Origin of the sequence: Kitasatospora sp. NPDC058492 (assembly GCF_042720685.1) — a bacterium.
GTDB lineage: Bacteria > Actinomycetota > Actinomycetes > Streptomycetales > Streptomycetaceae > Kitasatospora.
In genome coordinates, this window is the sequence record NZ_JBHXMU010000041.1 from 78,734 (window position 1) to 87,112 (window position 8,379).

The following is an 8,379-nucleotide window of genomic DNA, read 5'->3' on the forward strand; positions in this document are numbered from 1 at the left end:
GGACGACCGTGTGGTCGTCGGAGCCAAAGGTGTTGCTCAGTGCCTCGTTGACCCGATGTGCCGACGACCCTGGTCGCCGGTTCAGCCCGAGTGGCCTGGGGTGAGGCGGAAGATGCGCAGGCGGCGGCCGGAGCGGTCGGCATAGGTGGTGTAGGGGGGCCAGAAGGTGAGGAGTTGCTGCCAGGCGTGGTTGCGGTCGTCGCCGTCGAGGAGGTGGCCGGTGACGGGGGTCCTGCGGCCGTCGCGGGTGATGCCGGCGTGGGGTTGGGCGATGAGGTTGGCGCTCCAGGCGGGGTGGTGGGGCTGTCCGAAGTTGCTGGCGACGACGAGCAGGTCGCCGTTGGGTTCGGTCACGTACATGAGGGGTGTGCGGCGGGGTCGGCCGGTGGTTCGGCCGGTGGTGTGGAGCATGAGGGTGGGCAGCATGGCGGAGAATGTGGTGGCGCGTCCGCCGGTGAGGGTGTGGATGGCGCGGTCCAGGGGCGGGGAGATGTTGGCCATGGCGTCGACGAAGGCGGGGTTGGCGCCTGCGGCGGTGAGCAAGCGCAGTGCGCGGCCCGGCTGTGCGGCGGGTGTCGTGGGGGCGGTCCGGTTCCGGGCGGGGCGGGGTTTGCCGTAGTCGTGGCGGGCGTTGCCGAGGGCGCCGCTGAGGTGGGCGAAGACGCCGGGGGCGAGGGCGTAGGCGCGGTAGAGGGCGGGGAGGTAGCCGGGGATGTCGACCTGGGCCCGGCGCTGTCGCAGGCCCAGGAGGACGGCGTCGGCGACCTGTTCGGGGCTGGTGGTGGGCAGGAAGTCGGCCAGGCGGGGCAGTCGGCTGGAGGGGACGCGGTGGCCGAAGAACTCGGTGCCGACGACGACGCCGGGGCGCACCAGCATGGCGTGGACGGACGTGTGGGCGAGTTCGAGTTGCAGGATGCGGGTGTAGCCCTCGACGGCGGCTTTCATCGCGGCGTACGTGGCGGAGGGGCCTTTCACGAAGACCTTTCCCGCGGAGGAGCCGATGTTGACGATGTGTCCGCTTACTGCGGCACGCATGAGAGGCAGGACCGCTTTGACGGTGTGGACCATGGCGTCGTAGCCGACACGCATGGTGCGCTCGGCGTCCTCGACGCTCGTCTCCTCGACGTCGGCCCATTGGATGTGGGCGGCGTTGTTGACCAGGACGTCGATGCGGCCGAGCTTCCGGTGGGTGCCGGCGATCCACTGCTCCAGGGCGGGGCGGTCGCTGATGTCGAGTTCGTGGAAGGTGACGGTGCCGGGACCGCAGGGCGCGGCGGCGATCTGCTGGGTGGCGCGGGCGATGTTGGTGGTGGAGAGGTCGGCGGCGTGGACGGTGGCGCCGTGCGCGGCGAGGACGCGGGCCAGGGCCAGGCCGATGCCGCCCGCGCCGCCGGTGACCAGGGCGGTCCTGCCGTGAAGCCACGGGCGCGGCCGGACTGGGGTGGGGATGGAAGCGGACACGGTGTGCTCCTTGGGTCGGGCGGGATTCGGGGCAGTGGGTGGGTGGGCGGCGGTGCCGGGGTCAGCGGTGGCCGGCGGGCTCGCCCTGCCGGCGGCCTGTCACCACTGGACGCGGCCCCGGCGGCGGGGGCAGCGGCAAGGGGGCCAGGCGGCGGGTGAGGTGCCCGAGCGCGAGGAGGGTGAAGATGTCGGCGAGGGCGGGGACGGTGAAGCCGAAGGGGCGTGGCCCGATCGAGTCCGGGGTGCTGGCGATGGACCCGTCGGTGCGTTGCTGGGTGAGCAGGTAGGCCGCGCCGCGGGCGGCGGGGCCGGGTGCCGGGCCAGCCGTGCTGAGGGTGATGAGGGCGTACGCGGTGCTCAGGGCGTCGCTGACGTCGCCGTCCTGCCGGCCCCAACCTCCGTCGCTGTTCTGGGAGTCGGTCACCAGGCGGATGGCCTTGCGGGTGATGTGCCAGGCGAAGTGGCCGGGTGTGCCGTTGTCGCGGTGGCGGGCGGCGGCGAGGATCGCGCGGAAGACGGTGTGGTGGCGGCTGCTGCTCCAGTCGGGCGGGAAGGATCCGTCCGGGTGCTGCTGGTCGGCGAGGAAGCCGAGCGCGGACTCCAGGGCGGTGTGCTGGTGGTGGCCCTGGGTGCTGAGGGCGTTGGCGGCGGCGGCGGCCATGCAGGCTTCCGAGGGTGCGCCGGCCAGGTAGGTGGGGAAGCCGCCGTCGGGCCCGCGCAGGGCGTTCAGGGCGTCGACGGCGGTGTGGATCGGCTGCCGGTTGGCGTGGGGGTCGGTGAGGTGGAGGACCTCGATGGCGGCGGAGGTGCAGTCGGTGTCGGCGAGTTGGGCCCTCTGGGTGTAGGACCAGCCGCCTGCGGGGTGCTGCAGGTGCAGCAGGCGTCGGGCAACGACGTCCAGGACGGACCGCGGGGCGTCGGCGGCGTGCAGGGCGATGCCGGCGGTGGCGGTGAGCCAGGTGTCCTCGTCGCAGATGAACGGGATTCCGCCGTCGGCGCGCTGGTGCGTCAGTGCGGTGCGGATCCCGTCGGCGATCAGGGCCTCGTGGCCGGGCAGGGGCACCAGGGCGTGCAGGACGGAGAGGTGGATGAGGAGGTTTCCTTCCCACACCGCTCCGGGCTGCTGGGTGGCTCGCAGCAGGTCCAGGTCGTGCGTGTCGACGAGGTGGGGTTGCCCGTGGGCGCGGGCGAGGATCGCCTTGACGGCGGTGACCTGGACCTGGGCCCAGGTGTGCAGGCCATGCAGGGAGAACGCCTCGGCGGCGGGGGGCTTGGTGGTGGGGGTGGCTCCGAGCAGGAGGAGGACCGCGTGCAGGAGGGCGCGTTTGCGGAGGCCGGTGAAGTCCGGTGCCTGGGCGAGGAAGCGGTCCACGTCCAGGAGGTCGGCCGCGTCGGAGTGGGTGTGGAGGGCGGCGCGGGCCAGCAGTCGCTCCAGCGGCTGCGGGGAGTCGCGGTGCGTGGCGAGGTAGGCGGTCAGGGCGGCGCGGGCGGCGGGCTCCTGGCGGGTGCGGTCCAGCAGGGCCAGCATCAGGGCGGATTCCAGGACGCGGCTGTGGCACGGGTCGCGCAGGGCCCCGTCCGGGCCGACCTGGTCCTGGAGGCGGGTGCGCAGCCGCGTGGTGGCGGGTGCCAGGCCGGCAGGGAACACGGCGCGGGGCCAGCGGGCCTGGCCCGGAGGTATCGGGGTGACTCTCATCGAGGTCCGTCCTGGTCGTCGTCTGCGGCTGTCACCGGGTGTCCGGCAGAACGGCTCAGGGCTGCGGCGGCGGCTGGTGGCGCGGTGCGCTCGGCAAGGGTTCGGGGGTGAAGCGTCCGGTGACGGCCAGCCAGTGCAGGGTGGCAGCCATGAACGTCTCCACCAGGTCGACATAGCGGTGCAGCTCCTGCCGCCGGTCCTTCGGCAGGCCGCAGGCTGTGCGCAGGGCGGTTGCGGTGGTCTGGAAGCCGGCCCGGCGGTGCTCGATCATGGCGGCCACCCGGGTGCGCGCCGCGGCCATGGAGCTGAAGTCACGGCGGGCGAGCAGCGCCACCAGGTTGTCCTGGCCGGCGGCCTCGTCACCGGCTTGCGAGGCCAGATCGTTCGCCCAGCCTGCGGCATCGGCCACCGCCTCGCGCAGGTCGACCAGTTGGGCATCCACCCGAGGGTCCTCCACCAGGTGGGCGTGGCCGGTGCGTTCCAGCACGTCCAGCATGGGCAGCAGGGTGATCGTGCGCCGCCGCAATCGCAGGTACTCGGGCAGCGCCAGTCGCACTCCGGTCCGGCGCAGGGCGACCTCCTGCTCGCAGGCGTCCAGGAAGTCGACGTAGTCGGCGGTGAATCGCAGCTGCCACCGCGCGGGCATGCCTGCGGCCGTGCGCTCCCAAAGTCCCGCCAGCACCGCCGCGTGTGGGGCCGTCGACGTGGACGCCGCACGGCCGGAAGTGATCACCCGGCGCAGGGGCACGGTGAACCGCTCCAGCTCGCCTGGGGTTGACCCCAGGCCGCGCCGGTCGATCCGGTCGTCCACCCAGCAGATGAACGCCGCCCACTGCGCCGTCAACGCCACGTCCCCCGCGCCACCGCCCGGCAGGGCGCCCTCGGCGAGTACGTTCAGCCGCATCGCGGCAAGGCGTCGCTCCCCGCCGGCATCCGCCACGAGGCCAACCTCCCGCGCCCAACGCAGCACCGGATCGGACGCGGGGACCGTGTCCGCTGATGACGCATCAGTCATGTTTTGATCATGTCAGAACATCGGTGGCCGTGGATGGCGAAAAGTGAAGTCCAGGCGGCGGCACCACATCGGCCGTGCGGCAGCAGCCCCCTGGACGGCAGGGGAACCCCTGTCCCGTTCCTCCGTTGGCCGTCCGTGGGAGCAGGTGGAGAGCGACCCACCCGCGGGAGGGTGACGCCACGTGAGACAGGTTGCACTTTCCACAACCTTCGAGGCGTGGGGCATGTCCCGTGGGGGGAGAGTCAGCCCCGGGGGCCTCCATGGTCTCTGCGTTTCGGGCGCCCGGCGGACCGGAGCGTCCGCTGCCAGGCCCAGTCGAGGGAGCCTTCATGACCGATCAGACGCCTGCTGCCGCACAGCCGGTGCAGTTCCCGCTCACCGAGACGTTCACCCGGTCCGCGCCGGACAACCCGCACTGGAAGTTGCTCGGCCCAGTGCAGTTGAACGGGGGCCTGGAACTCGCCCCGCAGCCGGGCACCGCCGCCACGGCCTTCCTCGACCAGCCGTTCTCCTCCGCACTGGGGGTGACGATCGACTTCGACTACGCCAACACCGGCCCGGACACTGCCCTCGACGGACTCAGCGTCTACCTGATCGACGGGGCGCAGACGACCGAGCTCGGCGGCCCCGCCGGCAGCCTCGGCTACTCCTCCCACCATCATCCGTCTGGCGGCGACGAGCGAGCGGGGGTCACGGCGGGGTGGGTCGGCATCGGCTTCGACAACGGCGGGTACTTCGCCCACGTGGCCGCCGGACCGGGCGGGGCGGACAGTCGACCGGACACGCTGACGGTTCGCGGCTCCGGCAGCGCCATGTCGGGATTCGACTGGCGCACCGGCGTCGAGGTTCCCGGAGGGTTCCGCGCCACCTGGGAAGAGGGTGCGCACCTCCAGGTGTCTGTCATCGCCGGCCGCCTGACGGTACGGCGCTCCAGCAAGTCCAACCCGCAGGGCTCACTGCTGATCGACGATTTCGACCTCGCGGGTCAGGCCGGTCAGGCCGCGATGCCCGCGACGTTCAAGCTGGGATTCGGCGCTTCCTCCCTCGGCCAGTCGGCGTTCCAGATCCGCAACCTCTCGGTGGAACTGCCGGCCGACATGCCGCTGGTGATGAGCGGCCCGCAGAGCGCCAAGGCGGGAGAGCGTGTCGCCTATACCTTCGAGGTGCAGAACCTGGGCCCCAACGACGCTCCCGACGCCAGGGTGGAGGGCCTGATCCCGGGCCCTCTGCAAGCAACGGCGCAGCTCAGCTGCCGGGGGGAGAACGGCGCCGAGTGCGGCTACGGCTCGGTCGTCGGGGGCTTGCACCAGTTGGTGAGCCTGCCCCGGGGCGGCAAGGCCGTGATCACCCTGAGCGGCACCATCGGCCGGCATGCCGAGGGGCGTATGGCCGTGACCGGCCAGGTCCAGTCGCGGACCCGCACCAACACGGCCGCGCGCCAGGCCGGATCGGTCGATACCGACGTCGAACTGCCGCGCGTCGCCGTCGCCTCGCAGATCACCGGACAGTGGCCCCAGTCCTCTCCCGAGGGCGCGAACGGATGGGTCGTCAGTTACGACCTCACGCTGGCCGCCAACGAACAGCGGGTAGCCGCCTGGGAGATCTCCTTCTCCGTCCCCGCGAACACCCGTGTCAACCCCACCCAGACCTCCTGGTACCAGGTGCTCAAGGACGGCCTCGACGGGCAGACCGTCATCATGTCCCCCGACGGCTCCCACACCATCGACCCCGGCCAATCCCTGACCGTGAACGTGCAGATGCTCTACCCCTCCCAGACGGAGGCCGGCGACGGCAGCCTGCGCAACCTGATCGCCATCGAGCTGGCCCACCCCTGAACTCCTGCTCTCGACGCCGTGGCGGACCCGGCCCGGTCAGCGGCCCGCATGAGTCGGTCGGTTCAGGCCGCACGGCATCCTCCCCGGGCCTAGCCTGACGGGATACGTACTGCCGATCTTGAGGGGTGCTCGTGACGAGCAACGAAGCAGTATTCACCGTAGAAGCACCTGATGGGGAGGCCTGGCAGATCCCGAACTCGATCCAGGCGACGCCGATGGCAGGCCCCGTCAGCGCCCGTGACCGGCTGCTGGAGACCATCGTGCGGGAGGCCCAGCAGGTCGCCGACAAGCACGCCGGCGAGGCGGCCACAGCCCTGGAAGCCCTGGCCCGCGCCTTCGCTCTCGTGGCCTCACCCACAGGGCAGCCCTCACCAGTCGTGCCGACGATCGGCAGGCGCGACATCCCGGCTCCTGACTACAACTAAGCGAACTGACCGGACACCCAGGAGGCCGGAACACCGGGTGCCCGCCGGTGGAGCCAGCCGGGCACCCCCTACCTGGGTGACCGTCAGATCACTCCTCGCCGTCCTCCTCGGCGTCGTCCTTGAAGACGCTTTCCAAGGGGGACGGCTCAGCGGCCGGGGAGCCGAGCTGCTCTCGGTCAGAGTCGAGCGACGCGGTGCAGAAGCCCTTGATCGCCGTGGGACCGGTCGCGACACGGCCGGTCCGCGCCATCGCTGGCCTTACCTTTGCCAAACGGCAAGCTCCGGAACTCACGGACTGTTGCTTACGCGACATCCCGCCGGCCGCACCTCGTGCGCTGGACGAACGCGGTCAGCTCTCGCACGGGCCTCCACACGGTGGTCGGTGCAGGCGTGGTCACTCCCACGTCTTCGTGAACTTGACGGTGAAGTCGTACCTGACAGCCTCGGCGTTCTCGGCGGACAACGCCACGCTGTAGTTGAAGAGCCCCGCGCGGGTCACGACCCCTGTCGGACTCTCCTCCAGTCCGGTGAGCAGCGTGTGCACCGTGTCACCGGGCGGGAAGTTGCCGTACATCTGTTCGATCTTGTCGACCTTCGCGCCGGCCCTCCTGACCACGTGGATGTAGCGGACCGAGACGGCCGCCGCGTCGCGGACCCGGAACTCCACCGCCCACTGGTACTCCTGGCCCTCCATGATCTTGAACGGGTCGTTCAGGGCCTTGAGCGCCTCGGGGGTGTCCGTGGGCCGGCGGACGTCAGGGCGTCCGGCGACCTTCAGGATGTGCGCCACGCACTCCAGGCGGGCGGTGCCGCCCGTGGACTGTTCCTCGTTGGTCATGGCCATCTCTCTACTCCTTCTCGACGGCAAAGGGGCTACGCGTGGTCGACGTCATTCCGGAGCCCCACGGCCCGATGCCGGCAGTCGATACGAGCGACGCCCGCCCGTACGGGCATGATCACACTCCCGACTCGGAGTGAAGATCAAAACCGCCATACCCGGGACGGCCGACATCGGGCAGTGGTAGGCGACATCGGATCAAGGCGGCCGAGGGCCAGCCAGAACCGGGTGAGCGATCGGGCCGCGGTCCCGGTGGCCGCGCCGGCGCGCCGGATCACGGCCGGCCCACATCGGTGAGACGGATCGGCTTGGGCTGCCTCTGGACCTGCGGCGGAGCTTGGACAAGCCTCATCGTCCCAGTTCAGAGCAATGCCGGTGAGTTAGGGCGTTTCCGCAGGTAGAGCGCATGGCGGTGGCCGATTTGGGCGGATAGCCCGCTGTCGGCATGGGGAATTTCACCACGATCTGATGGTCCGCAGATGATCTCGGGACACGGCAACGGAGCCCCCGGTAAGACAGAAGATCGACCAAGATCCGACTGTCCGCAAGGGAGCTCCGTTGGGTGCTCAGTGTGCCATCCTCCGAACCGCATCCACGACGACAGCGGCGGGTACAGCTTCCGCGCGAGGCCCTCGCAGTCCGGTGGGAGCGCGATTCGGGGACAGGATCCGGCTCGGCGTGCTGACCGAGGAGATCACACCCGAAGTGGTCGACGAGGTACTGGAGTTGACCGGACGCGTCGAGCGCCGCCGCAGGCTTCTGCCGGCTCGGGCGGTGGTGTACTTCGTCCTGGCGCTGTGTCTGTTCAGCGGTTCGGACAGCGTGGGTCCGCCGGGGTACCGGTCGGTGTTACGCACGCTGACCGAGAAGCTTCGGTATCTGCCGGGCGCGTGCGTCCAGCGGCTGCCCACGAGTTCGGCGTTGACGAAGGCCCGCAAGCGGCTGGGTGAGAAGCCGCTACGGGCGCTGTTCGAGCGCCGCCGCGGCGCCCTGGCCATATCCGCGACGCCCGGCGCGTTCGCCTTCGGGCTGCGGTTGGTCGCCTGGGACGGCACGACACTGGACGTGCCGGATACCCCGGAGAACGCCGCGGCGTTCGGGTTCACCGG

The 8,379-nt window shown here is 71.0% G+C and carries 8 protein-coding genes; 3 read left to right on the top strand and 5 right to left on the bottom strand.

The genetic code is table 11. From position 1 onward, the window contains the following. Positions 1–81: 81 nt before the first annotated feature. The 3 genes from ACFWPI_RS25380 to ACFWPI_RS25390 form a co-directional block, all read right to left on the bottom strand. Positions 82–1,461, bottom strand: coding sequence for an SDR family NAD(P)-dependent oxidoreductase (locus ACFWPI_RS25380; RefSeq protein WP_380372260.1), 1,380 nt, complete (start codon positions 1,459–1,461; stop codon positions 82–84). Positions 1,462–1,522: 61 nt separating this feature from the next. Next, positions 1,523–3,157: a prenyltransferase/squalene oxidase repeat-containing protein gene (locus ACFWPI_RS25385; RefSeq protein WP_380372257.1), complete on the bottom strand. Its 1,635-nt coding sequence runs from the start codon at positions 3,155–3,157 to the stop codon at positions 1,523–1,525. A 55-nt stretch (positions 3,158–3,212) separates the two neighbouring features. Continuing rightward, positions 3,213–4,061, bottom strand: coding sequence for a terpene synthase family protein (locus ACFWPI_RS25390; protein ID WP_380372255.1), 849 nt, complete (start codon positions 4,059–4,061; stop codon positions 3,213–3,215). Positions 4,062–4,501: 440 nt separating this feature from the next. On the opposite strand from ACFWPI_RS25390, the gene ACFWPI_RS25395 reads away from it, so the two are divergent. Together ACFWPI_RS25395 and ACFWPI_RS25400 are read left to right on the top strand one after the other, a co-directional pair. After that, complete coding sequence (locus ACFWPI_RS25395) at positions 4,502–6,007, top strand: hypothetical protein (RefSeq protein WP_380372252.1); 1,506 nt, start codon at positions 4,502–4,504, stop codon at positions 6,005–6,007. 131 nt (positions 6,008–6,138) lie between these two features. Further along, positions 6,139–6,432: a hypothetical protein gene (locus tag ACFWPI_RS25400; RefSeq protein ID WP_380372250.1), complete on the top strand. Its 294-nt coding sequence runs from the start codon at positions 6,139–6,141 to the stop codon at positions 6,430–6,432. An 88-nt stretch (positions 6,433–6,520) separates the two neighbouring features. Here ACFWPI_RS25400 and ACFWPI_RS25405 read toward each other — a convergent pair whose 3' ends face one another. After that, positions 6,521–6,682, bottom strand: coding sequence for a hypothetical protein (locus ACFWPI_RS25405; protein WP_380372247.1), 162 nt, complete (start codon positions 6,680–6,682; stop codon positions 6,521–6,523). A gap of 144 nt (positions 6,683–6,826) precedes the next feature. Further along, a complete protein-coding gene (locus tag ACFWPI_RS25410) occupies positions 6,827–7,276 on the bottom strand; it encodes a hypothetical protein (RefSeq protein ID WP_380372244.1) in 450 nt (149 codons plus the stop codon). A gap of 672 nt (positions 7,277–7,948) precedes the next feature. Between ACFWPI_RS25410 and ACFWPI_RS25415 the strand changes: the two genes are divergently transcribed. After that, positions 7,949–8,379: transposase domain-containing protein (locus tag ACFWPI_RS25415; RefSeq protein WP_380425042.1), on the top strand; the 431-nt coding region annotated here is incomplete at its 3' end.

Coding starts and splice junctions, on each gene's coding strand:
- ACFWPI_RS25385 (WP_380372257.1), bottom strand. CDS start 3,157: ATGAGAGTCACCCCGATACCTCCGGGCCAGGCCCGCTGGCCCCGCGCC.
- ACFWPI_RS25390 (WP_380372255.1), bottom strand. CDS start 4,061: ATGCGGCTGAACGTACTCGCCGAGGGCGCCCTGCCGGGCGGTGGCGCG.
- ACFWPI_RS25395 (WP_380372252.1), top strand. CDS start 4,502: ATGACCGATCAGACGCCTGCTGCCGCACAGCCGGTGCAGTTCCCGCTC.
- ACFWPI_RS25405 (WP_380372247.1), bottom strand. CDS start 6,682: ATGGCGCGGACCGGCCGTGTCGCGACCGGTCCCACGGCGATCAAGGGC.
- ACFWPI_RS25410 (WP_380372244.1), bottom strand. CDS start 7,276: ATGGCCATGACCAACGAGGAACAGTCCACGGGCGGCACCGCCCGCCTG.